This window comes from Phocaeicola faecicola (assembly GCF_013618865.1).
Lineage (GTDB): Bacteria > Bacteroidota > Bacteroidia > Bacteroidales > Bacteroidaceae > Phocaeicola > Phocaeicola faecicola.
This window is the reverse complement of record NZ_JABSOE010000006.1, coordinates 43,247-61,161: the sequence shown is the minus strand read 5'-3', so window position 1 is coordinate 61,161 and position 17,915 is coordinate 43,247. Positions and strand designations below refer to the sequence as shown.

Genomic DNA, 17,915 nt, shown 5'->3' with positions numbered 1-17,915 from the left:
TCATGAAAAAACCAAGGTCTACTTTTGCAGCGTCAAAATAAAAGGAGATAGATGAAAACAAATTGGGCATTAGGTGTATTGATTCTTGCCAGCGCAAATCTGAATGCAAGAGATATCAAAGGAATAGTAAAAGATGCACAGACTGGTGAAGAAATTATCGGAGCTTCCATTCTTGTGAAAGAAGAACCCGGAAAAGGAGCAGTATCGGGAATGGACGGAAGTTTCAATCTCTCCTCCATCCAGCCTAAGTATACATTAATCTGTTCGTATGTGGGTTATAAGAAGTGTGAGGTAACGGTTGACAGTAAGGATACGGAAATTATCATACCGCTCAAGAGCGACGATGTCGTACTGGAAGGGGTTACCGTGGTAGCCAGCAATCCGGGACGTACGGAAGCCGGAGCCCGAGGCATCGAACGGGCGGCAATGAACGTGGTCAATGTGATGAGCGCCAAAGCCATTGAACTGTCTCCGGACATTACGGTGGCCAATGTCATTCAACGCATGTCGGGAGTGACGGTGGAACGCAACAGCAGCGGTGAAGGACAGTATGCCATCCTGAGGGGTATGGACAAACGATACAATTATACACTGGTCAACGGAGTGAAAATTCCGAGCCCGGACAACAAGAACCGTTTCGTTCCTCTGGATATCTTTCCGTCGGAAATGCTCGACCGTCTGGAGGTTACCAAATCACTGACCGCCAACATGGAAGGCGACGGAATCGGAGGAGCCGTCAACCTGATTATGAAAGATGCCCCCTCGGAAAGACAGTTTACGGCCAATCTTTCTACCGGTTACAACTCCATGTATTTCGACCGGGATTTTCAGTCGTTCAACCACGGTGCCATCGCAAAGGAATCTCCTTATGAACGTATGGGAAAGCCCGAAAAATTCACGATAACCAACAATGACTTTACGCAGGACAACCTTCACATGAAGTGGAGCCGGCCGCTTCCGGACCTGACAGCCGGACTGTCATACGGCGACCGTTTCTTCGGTGACCGCTTGGGCGTAATGCTTGCCGGAAGCTTCCTGAATACTTACAGAGGAAAGGAAAGTCAGATTTTCTATCAGCCGGGAAGAGACAATGACAACGTGGAAGACCGTAATTACTCGGCACAGCAGACACGCATCGGTGCCCATGCCAAACTGGACTATCACATCAGTCCGCGCCACAAGCTGACCTGGTACAACGGATATATGGACATGCGGGAAGCGGAGGTGCGCGACCGGAAGGACAAGGAGGAAGAAAAGGTCAGAATGAAATGGAACCGCCAGTATATCATCAACTCTACACTGAAAGGGGAACATGGATTCCTGGACGACAACGCCCTGCGCCTCAGCTGGTCGGCAGTCATCTCAAAAGCATTCAGTGAAACTCCCGACAATGCGGAAATCAGTCTGCTCGACGGTGGAGACCGTGTAGCGGTCAACAAGGCACTGGTCCGCCGATGGGAACACAACTCGGACAACGACAAGGCCGGATACCTGGACCTGTCCTACAAATGGAAACTCGACGGAGGGGCTGTACTCGACTTTTCTGCCGGAGGTATGTACCGCGACAAGAAAAGGGACAGTTACTTCAATGAATATACCTTCCAGACGGAACTGGGAGCTCCGCAATACCGCGGAGAGGATTGGAACAATTACGATGAAATCCAGTTTGACTTCAAAAGCCGGAACATCAGCGGGGCATTGAACTACGATGCCACTGAAAAGATCGGTGCCGGATACGGTATGGTGAAATACACTTTCCCGAAATGGGAACTGATTGCAGGGGTACGTGTGGAACATACCGATCAGGGATACCTGCTGAAATACCCGGTCGGCGATGTTAAGGCAGAAAACAGTCAGGTGTATACGGATGTACTGCCCAGCTTCCACCTGAAATACGGGGTACACGAGAATGCCAACCTCCGGTTCTCTTATGCACGGGCCATCAACCGGCCGAGCTTCTTCGAAATCGTACCTTATACCATTCTGAACGAGGATTACGATGAGAAGGGTAATCCGGACCTGAAGCATACAGTGGCCGACAACATCGACCTGCGCTATGAGTTCTTCCCTAAATCTTCGGAACAGTTCATGGTAGGTGTCTTCTACAAATACCTGCAGAACCCGATTGAGTACGGACTGGAGATACAGGGCTCGGATGCTTTCTATATTCCGATGAATTTCGGAAATGCAACGAACCTGGGACTGGAAGTCGACCTCATGAAATATTTCAACTGGTTTGGCATTAAGGCCAACTATACGTACACACATTCCAAGATTACGACCGACAAGCGCACCATGAACGGCTCGGAAGTGATACGCGTCACACAGTCGAGACCGCTGTACGGACAGGCAGCCCACGTAGCCAATCTGTCGCTGCTGTTCAAGAGTACCAAGCATGGCTGGGAAGGACAGCTGGCCGGAAGTTATACGGGCAAACGCCTGAGTGAGGTTTCCAATTACCTGGACAACGATATCTGGGAAGACGGATACATGCAGCTCGATGCTTCGGTAGAGAAAAGTTTCAAGAACGGCATTTCCATCTATGCCAAGGCTTCGAACCTGCTGGATACTCCTTTGCTGAGATACACTCACAAAGGTCCTCAGACAGACGGTGTCACCGGATTTGAACGGAAAGACGGCAACCTGATCGAACGTAAGGAATGGCACGGACAGTCGTTCATGCTAGGAATAAGATACAAACTATAATAAAAATCGATAAACTAACTTTTTAAACTAAGTAACATGAAACTTAAGAATGTATTATTGGCGGGAACAGCTTTATTCTCATTGTCACTGACAACAGCTTGTTCAAACGAAGACTTCTCAAACGGCCCCGAACAGGGCGGTCAGGGCTCAGAAAACGATGACGTCATCATATGGCCGGCAGATACAGTTGTGGAATTGAAAGACCATTATGTAGTTCCCGAAGGAACTTCTCTTATTATCAAGGAAGGAGCGCAGATCATCGCTACTCAGAAAGTGGGTGTCAATGAACTTCCTATCGAATTTACTGTAAAAGGAAACCTGTACTGTGAGGGTACTGCTGAAAAGCCTATCCTCTTCTCGCTTCCGGAAGCCGAACGTACGAAGGAAAATATCTTTGCCGGAAAATGGGGCGGAATCGTAGCGACTTCTACTTGCCAGGAAATGCTGATTGACCATACCATCATTGAATATGCGGGAGGAGAAACCATCGAAGGAGCTCCGGCCGTAAATGCAGGTATCTATGAAGCCGGAGAGGATATGTATCCGCAGATTACCACTACCAATCCTCAGGGAAGATACGTCATCTGCAACTCTGTCCTGCGATACGGTAAATCGGATGCCATCTACATGATGGGTGGAAACGGTATCATCATGAACAATACGTTTGTCGGAAACGGTGAGACGGGTGAAGAGGCAGTCAACGTGAAATCGGGATGTATGGTGGACGTGGCAGGCAACATCATGTTCTCTCCCAACACCAACGGACTGAAACTGTCCAGCTCAGACCAGAGCGAAGTACGTGCACAGGCCAGAATCCAGGCATACAACAATACCATCATCAATGCCGGATGGCGTCGCGACAGTGACAAGGGCGGATGTGTGTATGTGCAGGAAAATGCGGCCGTACATGTGTTCAACAACCTGATGGTCAACTGTAAGTTCAGAGCCATGACTCCCGACCTGGACCAGCCGGCATCACCGGAAGACGGCCGCTACGACGATGTAAATTCAGTCATCGACTACAACTACTATGCTTCAGGCAGCCAGAAGGTAGATCCGAACTATGTATATAAGAGAGGTATCGAGTATTCATGGGAAGGATACAACTACGAAGAAGACGGCAAGCCGTTTGATGAATACGATGTAGAAAAGGTAGACAAGCACAGTGTCATTGCCACAGAAGAGGATTCCAAGGATCCGTTGTTCGTGAACTTCCCGATCAACGAGGTTTCACTGACTGAGTATGTCTACAACGATGCGTGGGACTTCCATGTACAGGCCGGTTCTGCAGTACTGAACGGTGCCTACAGCGGCAACGATGCCAAAATGGCTCCATTGTTCGGCACAGAAGGTCTGACCGTAAACCAGAAGGTATATACTTCACCTAGAGTGGAAGCACGCTTCGGAGCTTACGGAACTAAATAACAATCTCTATATACAATAGCACTTTAGTGAAGAAAGGTTCGAAATACCCTCCGAGATTTCGAACCTTCTTTTTACCCCAAAAACAGATTTCGGATTTCAACATTTTTTCAGATTTGCTTCTTTACTTTGCATCAGCAATCAAGAATCTTACAATTATGAATTCAATGAAAAAAACAATTATCACACTTTGCGCACTGTGGATTACAGTATGCGGTTTCGCACAAGATGCGGCAACCTGGAAGAGCTTGGAAAAGCCTGTCAATTTCTATCTGGCCAACGACTTGGGACGTAACGGATATTACGACCAGAAGCCTATCGCTGAGACCATGGGCAAGATGGCAGAAAACGTAGACATTGAGTTTGTGGTCGCTGCGGGTGACGTACATCATTTCGAAGGAGTCCGGAGTGTCAATGACCCGCTTTGGATGACCAACTACGAACTGGTTTACAGTCATCCGGACCTGATGATTCCCTGGTATCCCATCCTGGGAAACCACGAATACCGTGGAAATACGCAGGCAGTCATCGACTACAGTCAGGTCAGTGCCCGCTGGAGAATGCCGGCACGCTATTATACCCGTGTAGAAGAGAATGACGATGTCACTGTCCGCCTGGTCATGATCGATACGCCTTCCCTGCTCGACAAATACCGTAAGGATACCGACAAATATCCTGATGCATGCAAACAGGACCTGAACAGACAGCTGGCATGGATTGACTCTGTTCTGACTGTAGCGAAAGAAGACTGGGTACTGGTAGTGGGACACCATCCGATTTATGCAGATACCGACAAAAGCACGTCGGAACGCACTGACCTCCAGAAGCGTCTCGATACCTTGCTGCGCAAGCACAAGAACGTAGACATGTATCTGTGCGGACACATCCACAATTTCCAGCACATCCGCAAACCGGGAAGCCACTTAGATTACGTGGTGAATTCTTCCGGCTCACTGAGCCGCAAGGTCAGCCCCGTCGAAGGTACTCAGTTCTGCAGCGACCAGGCAGGTTTCTCTCTCATTACGGCCGACAAGAAGGTACTGAACCTGTACATGATGGACAAGAACGGAAAGATACTTCATACGGTAACCCGCAGCAAATAAACCGTTCTCCGGAACCGGAAACTGCACATGGCTGACCGGTACATACAGCAGATCCCCCATCGGAACACATATGCTTTTCCGATGGGGGATCTTTTCTGTCTCATCCAATACAATCCTTGTCGGATTACCGGTTCTCTGAGTTTCTTTCCTTCTCCTTGGCTTCGTTCCAGATTGCATCCATTTCCTCCAGTGTCATATCGGTCAGGTTTCTTCCCTGCTTCAAGGTATGCTCCTCCAGGTAATTGAAACGACGGATAAACTTCTGGTTGGTTCGTTCCAGGGCATTGTCCGGATTGATCTTGTACAGACGGGCCGCATTGACCAGACTGAACATCAGGTCGCCGAACTCCGCTTCGGCCTTGTCACGGTCCATGTGAGCCACTTCCGCTTCAAATTCAGTGATTTCTTCCTTCACCTTGTCCCAAACCTGTTCACGCTCCTCCCAGTCGAAACCGACATTGCGTGCCTTGTCCTGGATACGATAAGACTTGATCAATGAAGGCAAGGCTTCAGGCACTCCGCTCAATACCGATTTGTTGCCTCCCTTCTCCTTCAGCTTGATCTGCTCCCAGTTTTCCGAAACCTGTTCAGCCGTATCGGCCTTCACCTCACCGAAGACATGAGGATGACGGAAGATCAGTTTATCACACAAGCGGTCGCACACATCCTTGATGTCAAAGTCGCCCGTCTCACTGCCGATTTTCGCATAGAAAACGACATGCAGCAACACATCCCCCAGCTCCTTGCAGATATTGGGAGTATCCTTTTTCATCAAAGCATCACAAAGCTCATATACCTCTTCAATCGTATTCGGGCGCAGACTCTCATTGGTCTGCTTACGGTCCCACGGACATTTCACCCTTAACTCATCCAACACATCCAGCAAACGGCCGAATGCCTTCATCTGTTCTTCTCTTGTATGCATCATATCCTCCATTTACAACAAAAGCGTTGAAGCGGCTTCCGCCCTGTCAACGCTTTTGTCCATTATTTAAAACTTCAAATTATTTCAATTTAATCAGAAATTCTCCGTCCTGTTCGTTCAAAACCACCTTGTCTTCTCTCAGCAGCCATCCCAGACCCAGATACAGGTCCTTGTCTGCCCGCACTTTCAAGGCTTTTTTCAAATCTTTCTGTGACAACTCACCTTTTTCGTTCAATGTTTCCCAAATTTTACCTGCAATAATACCTGCTTTTTCCTGTAACATAGTTCATCAAATTTTAAATAAATACTATCATTCTCTTTCATTCACTAAAGAGAAAGTGCTTGTGTTTCTGCAACAAAATTAGTAAAAAAGAAATAAAGAACGAGCATTTTATTTCAAAAATTTTCCATTTTGACGAAGGTTTCCGGCAGAAAATCAGAGTCTTCCGTGCTCTTCCAGGTAATCTCCCCATATTCTGGCAGCCGTTTCCACCATTTTCGCACAAGGACGCTTGGCGTAATACTGGGCGGTACGTACTTCCGGAGTAGCCACAATCGGATCCTTTTTGGTCAGTCCCAGCAGGTCGGCACACCTCAAGGCGCCATTCTTTTCCTTGAACTTTCCAGCCAGTTGCTGCACCAGGGCATAGTTGGCTCCTTTACCTTCCCTGTCGGCTCCGTCCGTCGCTCCGGTCTCCAGTCCCGCCAGCAAGAACATGCCGCAGGCAGCTCCACAGGTCTCACGCATGCGACCGATACCTCCTCCGAAAGAAGCAGACATCCGCAACGCCTGTTCCCTAGTGAAACCATACATATCTGCAAAGGCTGTCACAACCGACTGTGAGCAGTTGAATCCTTCTTTAAACAAGGCTACCGCCTTCTCTATTCTTTGTTCTTTCGTCAACATATTCGATGATATACTGTTAAACTTAACCGTTTCGGTTCTCATTTCTTCTCCCGGTCACTCTCCGGGCATTCAGCCCACCACATTCACCGGACTGCCCGCTACCCAGGCCTTGATGTTTTCCACCACCCGGTCGAGCAGGCGCGCTCTGGCCTCTGCCGTTGCCCACGCAATATGAGGCGTAATGAAACAGTTCGGCAAGTGAATCAGCGGATGATCGGCGGCAGGAGGTTCCGATGTCAGCACATCCAGTCCCGCTCCCAGCAGTCTGCCTGCCTTCAAAGCCTCAGCCAGTGCAGCCTCATCCACAAGGCCTCCTCTTCCCGTATTGATCAGAATGGCTCCCTGCTTCATCTGTGCCAGACGGGATGCATTCACCATCTCCGCAGTCTGCTGGTTCAACGGACAATGAAGAGATACCACATCCGAAGAAGCAAACAGTTCATCCAGCCCCACCTTATGATAGCCTGCCGGCAAAGCCGATTCCGGTTTGCTGGTATACACCGCTACCTCCATGCCAAAGGCAGCTGCCAGACGTGCCGTCGCCGCCCCGGTACGTCCGAATCCGACAATACCGATACGCTTTCCGGCCAGTTCGATTACCGGTGTATTCCGGTAGCTGAAATCCGGCTGGTTACTCCATACGTTGTCACGTACCTCAGCCGCATAATGTCCTACCTGCTGCGTAAGGTTCAGGATATGGGCAAAGACCATCTGGGCAACAGACTCTGTACTGTAAGCCGGCACGTTGGTCACGACAATCCCCTTTTCGGCAGCAGCCTGAATGTCTACAATATTATATCCCGTTGCCAGTACCCCGATGTATTTCAGTTCCGGAAGCTGCTCCATCACCTGACGGTCTATCACACACTTGTTTGTCAGCAGCACCTCAGCCTGCCGTGCACGCTGTACGATATCTGCCTTCTCCGTCCGGTCATATACCACCGTTTCTCCCAATTCATCCAGTGCCCGCCAGTCGTTACGGTCGGCAGACAAGGTATATCCATCCAATACCACAATTTTCATACGCTATATTTTTATAAAATTCATATTCAGTTCCAACCTGCCTTTTACTTTTCGAAACGCTCCCCCCACAGGCGCAGCATGCGCTCCTTCAGTTTCGCTTCCGCCGCATTGTCCTGTGCATGCCAGATACGGTGCTCCTGCAACTCATCGGGCATAAACTGCTGCCGGACAAAATTACCGGGGTAAGCATGGGCATACTTATAGTCCTTGCCGTATCCCAGTTGCTTCATCAATTTGGTCGGAGCGTTTCGCAGGTGCAAAGGCACGGGCAGGTTACCGGTCTCACGCACCAGTTCCAGTGCCGAATTGATTCCCTCATAGGCCGAGTTGCTCTTCGGACTCGTTGCCAGATACACCGTTACCTCCGCCAAAGGAATCCTTCCTTCCGGCCAGCCGATTTTCATGACAGCCTCAAAAGCAGCATTGGCCAGCAGCATCGCATTCGGATTGGCCAGACCGATATCTTCCGAAGCCGAAATCAACAGCCGTCGGGCAATGAAAGCCGGGTCTTCTCCCCCTTCTATCATACGTGCAAGCCAGTAGAGAGCGGCATCCGGGTCACTTCCCCGAATCGATTTGATAAAGGCCGAAATGATATCATAATGCATCTCTCCATCCTTGTCGTAGGCCAGCGGATTCTGCTGAAGCCTGTCGGTCACCATCGCATCCGTAATCTCTATGGGCTCTTTTTCCTCGGCTTCTACCACGAGTTCAAGAATATTCAGCAGTTTCCGTGCGTCTCCACCGGAATACCGGAGCATGGCGTCGGACTCCAGGATACGGATGTCCTTTTCCTTCAGTACCACATCCTTGGTCAGAGCCAGGTGCAACAGTTCCAGCAGGTCCTCCTTCTCGAGGGATTTCAGCACATACAACTGACACCGGGAGAGCAGCGGACGAATCACTTCGAAAGACGGATTCTCGGTAGTGGCGCCAATCAGCGTCACGACACCCGTCTCCACTGCCCCCAGTAAGGAATCTTGCTGAGACTTGCTGAAACGATGAATTTCATCAATAAAAAGAATCGGACTCTGCTGCGAAAAGAAACGGTTGCTGCGGGCCTTGTCAATCACCTCACGTACCTCCTTCACCCCCGAGGTAACCGCACTCAGCGTATAGAAAGGAACCTCCAGACGGTGAGCGATAATCTGTGCCAAAGTGGTTTTTCCTACTCCCGGCGGTCCCCACAGAATAAAGGATGAAATACGCCCGGCGTCAATCATGCGGCGCAAGACTGCCCCTTCTCCTACCAAATGTTTCTGTCCGATATAATCCTCCAATGTACGCGGACGCATTCGTTCTGCCAACGGTTGTGCCATATTCTCAAATAATAAATTACCAATTCGGTAACAAGTAAGATTTTCATGAATTCGAAGACAGTGAAAAGCGAGAGCAGAGACAAAAAGAAAAACCACGTTTTCAGTTTTTGGCCTTGCCGAGCCGCCTCCTGTCTTCGCGTAAGCAAAGATAGTGAAAAGTGAGGGCAGAGACAAAAAAGAAAACGTAGTTTTATTCTTAAGGCTTTGCAGAACCGTATCCGCAGGAAGGTGCAGAACTGAATCAGCAGGGAGGTGCAAAGCCGTATCAGCAGGGAACTGCAAAGCGGCATCACCGGGAAGTTGCAAAGCCGTATCACCGGGATTTTATGCAGCCGTGGCTTATCTTATGAACAAAGAGTGAGCGCCGGCCAGACAACCTACTTCATGGCTTCCACCGTATATCCCTGTTGCTGAAGCAGTTTCAGCAGTCCCCGCGTACCGGGCAGATGTCCGGCACCCACGACAAACAGGGTGGGTGACTGTTTCATGATTTCCGGCAACTGACGGCTCCAGTTCTCATTGCGGTGATAGACAAGGGCATCAATCTCTTCCGGAGTATTGTCACAGACATCGTCCGCCTGTTCTTCCATCACGGCCAAAAGCCCATCCAGGTCCTGTGCCATATAGGCCCGGTTCATGCGGACAGCCTGATCGATTCCCTGTCCGATGTGTGTAGCCGCACAGTACAGCAAACTTGCCTGCCGTGCCAGGCTCTGCGACTGGTAGAGAAGATCGGCCTGCATATCAATGGTTTCCAGGCTACCCACCTTCTTTCCTGCCCGCCGTGCCTGGGCCTGAAACCAGGTATCAAGCTGCTCCTGCGGATTAAATCCCTTCAACGACCTCATGGCCAGTACCACCGACAGCTGTGCCGTAATGGCAGCCGGTTTCACTTTATCCAACATGGCAAGATTTACCCCCATGTAATTCTTCACCACAGCGGCCAGAGTATCATATTCCGCCTGTGTATAAAGACTTTTCAGGGTAGTATCGGCGGGAAGTGTCATGGCCCGCTGCATCACCATGACTGCTTCCGGACTGATGGAATCTCCCATGATGATTTCACCATATACCTGTTCCGTCCGGTCGATGACCTGCTGCAGACTAGCGATGCTGTCCTTGATGCTGAGAGGTGCCAGATGATGGGTTCCAAATACGTACGAAGGACGGTCAAGTCCGTTGCCGGATACCTTCCATAACAGTTGCGCCTGAGCGCCGAGGGTGATGCAGAGCAGCACCACAATTGCCAATGTCTTTTTCATCGTGTTCATTTTTTATTTTAGTGAGACTTCATTCAAAGGTTTTCTGATAGTGCAAAGGTAAGTACAGGAAAGCAGAATTTAGGTTATCACTAAGTTATCTTTAGGTTAATACTTCCACCTTCACCTTACGGTCCACACCGCTACATACGGGTACACCCCGCCCCGACTTCCCCCTTCGGAAAATCCTACATAAAGAAAAAGAAAATCTCCCTTGGAAACAAATCAGAAAAACCGCGGAAACCGGTGGAATACCTCCTGCACTGGCGGCTTTCGGGATACAGAGGCTATAAAATAAAAAAAGGCGCTTTTCACAAAGAGCCTTTTTTAAGTTTTCAATAGGTATTAGTTTTTTTTTAAGGTAAAAAGATTGTTTTCAGGATAACACCGCAAAGATGCAGGCTTTTTTTGAGGTAGGCAAATAAAAAACTATGTCGTTAAACATGTTTTTATTTTTTTCTTCTTTTTCTTTCAAAAAAGGGCCTGTTCACGTCTGGCCGCACCCTACGGTAAGACAAAGATAGTATTTTTTTCAAAAACACAACAGTATCACTTCCTTTTTATAGGTAGTTCAGGAAAGAATCATTAAATTTGCAGAATTAAGTGTAATATAAAGAAACGCTATGACTGAAATGAATACAACTGAAAGTTCAGAAAAGAAAAGCTTGAACTTCATAGAACAAATTGTAGAAAAAGATCTAAAAGAAGGAAAGAACGGCGGCAGAATACAGACCCGTTTCCCGCCAGAGCCAAACGGATATCTGCATATCGGTCATGCCAAGGCCATCTGCATGGACTTCGGTATTGCACAGCGTTATGGAGGTGTATGCAACCTTCGTTTCGATGACACCAATCCTACCAAGGAAGATGTAGAATACGTAGAAGCGATTAAAGAAGATATACAGTGGCTGGGATACCAGTGGGGAAATGAATATTATGCTTCCGACTATTTCCAGCAGTTGTGGGACTTTGCCATCCGTCTGATCAAGGAAGGCAAGGCTTATGTAGACGAACAGACTTCTGAAGAGATTGCGGCACAGAAAGGTACTCCTACCCAGCCGGGAACGGAAAGTCCTTACCGCAACCGTCCGATTGAGGAGAGTCTGGCCCTGTTCGAAAAGATGAACAGCGGAGAAATCGAAGAAGGAAAGATGGTACTCCGTGCCAAAATCGATATGGCCAACCCGAACATGCACTTCCGTGACCCGATCATGTACCGTGTGGTAAAGACTCCTCATCACCGTACAGGCGACAAATGGAAGGCTTATCCGATGTACGACTTTGCACACGGTCAGAGCGACTATTTCGAAGGCGTAACCCATTCACTCTGTACCCTGGAGTTTGTGGTGCACCGTCCGTTGTACGACCTGTTCGTCGACTGGGTGAAAGAAGGCAAGGACCTCGACGACAACCGTCCTCACCAGTATGAGTTCAACAAGCTGAACCTGAGCTATACGCTGATGAGTAAGCGTAACCTGCTGACTCTGGTGAAAGAAGGACTGGTAAACGGCTGGGATGACCCTCGAATGCCGACCCTCTGCGGTTTCCGCCGTCGTGGATACTCACCGGAGTCTATCCGCAAGTTCGTGGACAAAATCGGATATACCACTTACGATGCGCTCAACGACTTCGCCCTGCTCGAAAGTGCGGTACGTGAAGACCTGAACGCACGTGCTACCCGTGTTTCTGCCGTACTGGATCCGGTGAAACTGATTCTGACCAACTATCCGGAAGGAAAGGTGGAAGAAATGGAAGCCATCAACAATCCGGAAGATCCGAACTCAGGTACTCACACCATCGAGTTCAGCCGTGAGCTGTGGATGGAACGCGACGACTTCATGGAAGAGGCTCCGAAGAAATTCTTCCGCATGACTCCGGGACAGGAAGTGCGTCTGAAGAATGCCTACATTGTAAAATGTACCGGATGCAAGAAAGACGAGAACGGAAAAGTAGTGGAAGTATATGCCGAATACGATCCGAATACCAAGAGCGGTATGCCGGAAGCCAACCGCAAGGTGAAGGGTACCCTGCACTGGGTAAGCTGCGACCACTGTCTCCCGGCAGAAGTACGTCTGTACGACCGTCTGTGGAAGGTGGAAAATCCGCGCGATGAGATGGCTGCTATCCGTGAAGCCAAGAACTGTTCACCGCTCGAGGCTATGCAGGAAATGATCAATCCCGACTCTCTGAAGGTACTGAGCAACTGCTACGTAGAGAAGTTCCTGCAGGAAGCCAAACCGCTCGATTACCTGCAGTTCCAGCGCATCGGCTACTTCAATGTCGACAAGGACAGTACTCCAGACCATCTGGTATTCAACCGTACCGTATCTCTGAAGGATACCTGGAGCAAGATCAACAAATAACCGGCACACACCGGATACCGGCTCTCACAGGCCCTGATATTGCCACTTGCCTCACCGCAGGTGGCAATATCTATCTAAACTAGAAATTGCATCAATTTTTTATTCCACCAAGCAGTAATGAGAAATGACATGTCTTCTGCATTCGACAAACCTGAGTTCAAACAGACCCTCCGGCAGTATGAAGAAATGATCAGGGAAAACCGGAAAGCGTATTTCGAAAGTGAAGAGCTGACCCTGCTGGCCGAGTATTATGCCGGCCGCAACGACGTATTCAATTCGGAAAAGGTCATTGAGTACGGACTGGAACTGCATCCGGACAACCTGGACCTGCTGGTTTTCAAGGGCAGAAACCTGATTCTGTCGGGCAAGCTGAAAGAGGCGGAATGGCTGATTGCCTCCCTCCCCGATTCCTCCGACTATGAGGTACAGCTGATGAAGGCCGAACTGTTGCTGGCCAAAGGTGAAAGCGAGGAAGCACAGGCCTTGCTCGAAGGACTGTTTCAGGAAAATCCGGAGACGGATGTCATGCTGGACATTGCACAGGTCTACATGGATGCACAGGAACTGCATACGGCTGCCCGATGGCTCAAAAAAGCGTACCGGGAGAAGCCCGACAGTCCGGACGTACTGGAGATGCTGGCTTCCTATTATTTCTCGTCGGGAGACATGGAGAAGGCTGCTTCCCTGTACAACCGTATCCTGGACGAGAATCCGTACAATCTTGACTTGTGGCAGAACCTGATCAAGTGTTACATCCGGACCATGAACATGGAAAAGGCAATGGAAGCCATGGATTTTGCCATGGCCATCGATGACAGGGACCTGACCAACTGGGAACTGAAAAGTCACTGCATGTTCATCAACGGACAGACGGAAGAGGGATTCCGCTGCCTGAAGCACATCGAAGAAGAGGCTGCCGACAAGACATACATCCAGTCGCTGATACTGATGCATCATTTCATGCTGCAGGATTTCCCTCAGGTGCTGGAATACTGCGACCTGCTGCTGCAGACTCCTTCGCTGAGGAAGGAGGAGATAGCCGATCTCTATCACAAACGGGCACTGGCCAACCTGCATCTGCAGCGGATGGAGGAATGCCGGAAGGATCTGGAAACGGGGTTCTCATACGATGCCTGCCACAGCGGACTGTATCTGGCGCAGGGAGAGTATTTTCTGCAACAGTTGCGGCTGGAGGATGCGCAACAGGCTTTTCAGAAGGCCTTGCAGTATGCCTATTACAGCGAAGGAGAGACGCTGGAAATCATCGGCATTGCTTATCTGCGGAGCAACTACATCCTGGAGACACTGGATTCGTTCCTGGAACTGGAAAGACAGTTTCCCGAAATCATGCAACGGAATTATTACTTTATGGCTTATTGCTATTTCCTGCTCCAGCAGCCGCAGGAAACCTTTACTTATCTGGTAAGGGGTACCGTCTACTGTCCGGAAGTCCTGGACGAGAACGAGCGTGTCTTCGTGGAGCAGACCATGCCCGATCCGGAGTTCTTCACTCTGGCCAACGACATTGCCCGGCAGATTCAGTCCGGAGAGCTGGACCCTTCTCCCTACCTGCCCAAGGAAAGCGGAAAATAAGTGTCCGGCCATCCCCCAGGAAGCATCCGTTACGGATGACGGAAGCCTGACTGAGAGACATACACAATAAGAAACGTCCGGAAGAACCTTTCAAACAGTTCTTCCGGACGCTTCTTATATATATCCTCCATTGATGTCTATCCCATTCCTGATCAGTCTTCCGAGAACTCCCGGATGCGCTGTTCTTCCGACAGGCGGCATATCAGCAAGGTATTGTCTTTCTCGGCAACGATGTATCCGTCCAGTCCCTGTACCACCACCTTCTTTTCCTGGGTAGTGTGAATCACACAGTTGCGGGTCTCGTACACCTTGATGTCATTGCCGATGCAGACATTGTCATGAGAATCCCTGCGCGAATTTTCATGCAGCGATCCCCAGGTACCCAGGTCGCTCCATCCGAACGAAGCCGGGAACACATAGATTTCCTCCGCCTTTTCCATCACCGCATAGTCGATGGAGATGCTCTCGCACGTCGGGAAAAGCTCATCCACCATCTGCTGCTCCTGGTCGGTGAAGTAATAAGGCATCATCCGTTCGAATACCTCCGCAATACCCGGCTGGTAAACCCTCAGGGCATTGATGACCGTAGAGACATTCCAGATGAAAATACCTGCATTCCAGAAGTAATTCTTCCGCTGGATGTAGCGGCGGGCCGTCTCCAGATCCGGTTTTTCCTTAAAGGCATCTACACGGTAAATCTCATGATTCGACGGACAGGCCATGGACAGGTCGGCTTCGATGTACCCGTATCCGGTTTCCGGACGGGTAGTCTTCATACCCAGAGTGACGATGGCATCCGAATCGGCAGTAAACTTCAATGTCGAATTGATGACACGTACAAACTCCGGGACATCCATCACGATGTGGTCGCTCGGAGTGACTACGATATTCGCTTTCGGATTGAGTTTCTTGATTTTCCAGCTTACATAAGCGATGCACGGAGCCGTGTTTCTGCGACACGGTTCCAGAAGTATATGGTCTTCAGCAATTTCAGGCAATTGCTCCTTTACAATATCCGCATAACGTCTGGAGGTCACAATCCAAAGATTCTCGGGAGGGCATACCCCACGGAAACGGTCCACTGTCAATTGCAGCAAAGTTTTCCCGCATCCCAGCACATCAATGAACTGTTTAGGATTTTCAGAGGTACTCATCGGCCAAAACCGACTGCCTATTCCTCCAGCCATGACAACTACGTGATTATTATTTATATTCATGTTGCATTTATTTACATTTATGCAAATATAACAAAATATTTATATGCAAACGAAGAAAAGAACTTAATTCTCTATTTTAACTCAACCGGAAACGGAAAGCGGGTACCGGAACGTTTTTTTATCCCTCCCGAAGTCAATCAGACAGACGGAAATCTTATCTTTGTGCAGGAAACATTACTTAGCGACCATGAAACATTACCCTTGTATACTGACAATTGCCGGTTCCGACTGCAGCGGAGGAGCTGGTATTCAGGCCGATATCAAGGCCATTTCGGCCCTGGGGGCCTATGCTGCCAGTGCCATCACAGCCATTACCGTACAGAATACGTGCGGAGTCACGGGCATTCATCCGGTTCCGCCCGAATACGTAAAGGGCCAGATTGAGGCCGTCATGACCGATATCTGTCCGCGGGCTGTCAAAATCGGCATGGTAAACGATACCCGCATCGTGGAGGTCATCGCCGACTGCCTGCAGCGGTATACTCCCGAATTTGTGGTCTTCGACCCCGTGATGGTGTCTACCAGCGGATGCAAGCTGGTGGAAGACGAGGCCATCGCTGCCATCACTACCCGGCTCATGCCCCTGGCTACCCTGATTACGCCCAACCTGAGCGAGACCGAGGTGTTGCTGGGTTATCCGGTAACGGACGTAGAAGGCATGAAGGCTGCAGCCATTGAGTTGCTGCAGCGCTATGCCTGCCAGGCCGTACTGATCAAAGGCGGACACCTGCCCGAAGGAGGAATGTGTGATGTCCTCCAGCTCAGGGGCGAGGCGCACCCCCATCTCTTCACCGCCGGGAAGGTGGAAAGCCGCAACACCCACGGTACCGGCTGTACCCTGTCGTCGGCCATTGCCACCTATCTGGCACTCGGTCATCCGCTGCCGGAGGCCGTGCAGAAAGCCAAACAGTATGTCCATCAGGGCATCCTGACCGGAAAGGATGTGTGCATCGGACACGGACACGGTCCGCTCAACCATTTCCATTCGCCGGAAAGCATGCACATCCTGGAGGACTGACCCGCAGGCTGTAAATTTATCATCCATACAGCCATTTATTTTATGAATCAAAATAAATCATTAACTTTGCGATATAACTTAAACTTAAAGCATAAATTTATGAAAGCATTTGTATTCCCTGGCCAGGGCGCACAGTTTGTAGGTATGGGCAAGGACCTGTACGACAATTCACCGCTGGCAAAAGAACTGTTCGAAAAAGCAAACGAAATCTTAGGATACCGCATTACTGATATTATGTTCAACGGCACAGACGAAGACCTGCGCCAGACTAAGGTGACACAGCCTGCCGTATTCCTGCACTCTGTCGTCTCTGCACTTTGCCTGGGCGAAGCCTTCCAGCCGGAAATGACTGCCGGACACTCACTGGGCGAGTTCTCTGCCCTGGTAGCTGCCGGTGCCCTGTCATTCGAAGACGGTCTGAGACTGGTATATGCCCGTGCCATGGCCATGCAGAAAGCCTGCGAAATGCAGCCTTCGACTATGGCTGCCATCATCGCCCTGCCCGATGAGAAAGTAGAAGAAATCTGTGCGCAGGTAAGCGCTGAAGGCGAAGTGTGCGTAGCAGCCAACTACAACTGCCCGGGACAGATTGTCATCTCAGGTTCTATCGAAGGCATCAACAAGGCCTGCGAACTGATGAAGGCTGCCGGTGCCAAGCGTGCCCTGCCGCTGAAGGTAGGAGGTGCTTTCCACTCTCCGCTGATGGATCCGGCAAAGGTGGAACTCGAAGCTGCAATCAACGCCACTGAATTCCATACTCCGAAATGTCCGATTTACCAGAACGTAGATGCCAAACCGCATACCGATCCTGCTGAAATCAAGAAAAACCTGGTGGCACAGCTGACAGCTTCTGTACGCTGGACACAGACCGTACAGCAGATGATTGCCGACGGAGCTACTGAATTTACAGAATGCGGACCGGGTGCAGTACTGCAGGGCCTCATCAAGAAGATTGACAAGGAAGCCAATGCACACGGTATCGCCTGAGCGGATACCGTAAGGTCATAAAAAACATCAGGAGCCTGTCAGCCGGAATCCTTTCGGGGAAACCGGCTGACAG

14 protein-coding genes are annotated in these 17,915 nt (G+C 49.9%); 7 read left to right on the top strand and 7 right to left on the bottom strand.

All coding sequences use genetic code 11. From position 1 onward, the window contains the following. The first annotated feature begins 51 nt into the window (after positions 1 to 51). The 3 genes from H3001_RS03065 (at position 52) to H3001_RS03055 (ending at position 5,231) form a co-directional block, all read left to right on the top strand. Positions 52 to 2,706 carry a TonB-dependent receptor domain-containing protein gene (locus tag H3001_RS03065; protein ID WP_178244763.1) on the top strand — a complete coding sequence of 885 codons (2,655 nt, stop codon included), beginning with the start codon at positions 52 to 54 and terminating at the stop codon, positions 2,704 to 2,706. Between the two features lie 36 nt (positions 2,707 to 2,742). Next, a complete protein-coding gene (locus H3001_RS03060; RefSeq protein WP_178244764.1) occupies positions 2,743 to 4,131 on the top strand; it encodes a right-handed parallel beta-helix repeat-containing protein in 1,389 nt (462 codons plus the stop codon). Between the two features lie 155 nt (positions 4,132 to 4,286). After that, positions 4,287 to 5,231 (top strand): metallophosphoesterase, encoded by a 945-nt coding sequence (locus tag H3001_RS03055; RefSeq protein ID WP_178244765.1) that lies wholly within the window; start codon positions 4,287 to 4,289, stop codon positions 5,229 to 5,231. A gap of 124 nt (positions 5,232 to 5,355) precedes the next feature. On the opposite strand, the gene mazG is transcribed toward H3001_RS03055, so the two are convergent. The 6 genes from mazG to H3001_RS03025 form a co-directional block, all read right to left on the bottom strand. Then, the gene (gene mazG, locus H3001_RS03050) at positions 5,356 to 6,159 is read right to left on the bottom strand and encodes a nucleoside triphosphate pyrophosphohydrolase (protein ID WP_178244766.1); all 804 of its coding nucleotides are present in this window, start codon (positions 6,157 to 6,159) and stop codon (positions 5,356 to 5,358) included. 76 nt (positions 6,160 to 6,235) lie between these two features. Continuing rightward, the gene (locus tag H3001_RS03045; protein ID WP_178244767.1) at positions 6,236 to 6,439 is read right to left on the bottom strand and encodes a winged helix-turn-helix domain-containing protein; all 204 of its coding nucleotides are present in this window, start codon (positions 6,437 to 6,439) and stop codon (positions 6,236 to 6,238) included. 153 nt (positions 6,440 to 6,592) lie between these two features. Next, the gene (locus H3001_RS03040; protein WP_219915831.1) at positions 6,593 to 7,063 is read right to left on the bottom strand and encodes a C-GCAxxG-C-C family protein; all 471 of its coding nucleotides are present in this window, start codon (positions 7,061 to 7,063) and stop codon (positions 6,593 to 6,595) included. Between the two features lie 69 nt (positions 7,064 to 7,132). Then, positions 7,133 to 8,086 carry a D-2-hydroxyacid dehydrogenase gene (locus H3001_RS03035; protein ID WP_178244768.1) on the bottom strand — a complete coding sequence of 318 codons (954 nt, stop codon included), beginning with the start codon at positions 8,084 to 8,086 and terminating at the stop codon, positions 7,133 to 7,135. 44 nt (positions 8,087 to 8,130) lie between these two features. Beyond that, on the bottom strand, positions 8,131 to 9,405 hold the full coding sequence (locus H3001_RS03030; RefSeq protein ID WP_181214050.1) for a replication-associated recombination protein A: 1,275 nt from the start codon (positions 9,403 to 9,405) through the stop codon (positions 8,131 to 8,133). A gap of 377 nt (positions 9,406 to 9,782) precedes the next feature. Beyond that, a complete protein-coding gene (locus H3001_RS03025) occupies positions 9,783 to 10,667 on the bottom strand; it encodes a TraB/GumN family protein (protein ID WP_181214049.1) in 885 nt (294 codons plus the stop codon). Positions 10,668 to 11,287: 620 nt separating this feature from the next. On the opposite strand from H3001_RS03025, the gene H3001_RS03020 reads away from it, so the two are divergent. Both H3001_RS03020 and H3001_RS03015 read left to right on the top strand, forming a co-directional pair. Beyond that, the gene (locus tag H3001_RS03020; RefSeq protein WP_181214048.1) at positions 11,288 to 13,027 is read left to right on the top strand and encodes a glutamine--tRNA ligase/YqeY domain fusion protein; all 1,740 of its coding nucleotides are present in this window, start codon (positions 11,288 to 11,290) and stop codon (positions 13,025 to 13,027) included. A 117-nt stretch (positions 13,028 to 13,144) separates the two neighbouring features. Further along, on the top strand, positions 13,145 to 14,620 hold the full coding sequence (locus H3001_RS03015) for a tetratricopeptide repeat protein (RefSeq protein WP_181214047.1): 1,476 nt from the start codon (positions 13,145 to 13,147) through the stop codon (positions 14,618 to 14,620). 152 nt (positions 14,621 to 14,772) lie between these two features. On the opposite strand, the gene H3001_RS03010 is transcribed toward H3001_RS03015, so the two are convergent. Beyond that, positions 14,773 to 15,837, bottom strand: a complete 1,065-nt coding sequence (locus H3001_RS03010) for a mannose-1-phosphate guanylyltransferase (RefSeq protein WP_178244773.1) — start codon at positions 15,835 to 15,837, stop codon at positions 14,773 to 14,775. A 187-nt stretch (positions 15,838 to 16,024) separates the two neighbouring features. On the opposite strand from H3001_RS03010, the gene thiD reads away from it, so the two are divergent. Next, complete coding sequence (gene thiD, locus H3001_RS03005; RefSeq protein WP_181214046.1) at positions 16,025 to 16,855, top strand: bifunctional hydroxymethylpyrimidine kinase/phosphomethylpyrimidine kinase; 831 nt, start codon at positions 16,025 to 16,027, stop codon at positions 16,853 to 16,855. Between the two features lie 99 nt (positions 16,856 to 16,954). Beyond that, positions 16,955 to 17,842, top strand: a complete 888-nt coding sequence (gene fabD / locus H3001_RS03000; RefSeq protein ID WP_181214045.1) for an ACP S-malonyltransferase — start codon at positions 16,955 to 16,957, stop codon at positions 17,840 to 17,842. Positions 17,843 to 17,915 lie beyond the last annotated feature (73 nt).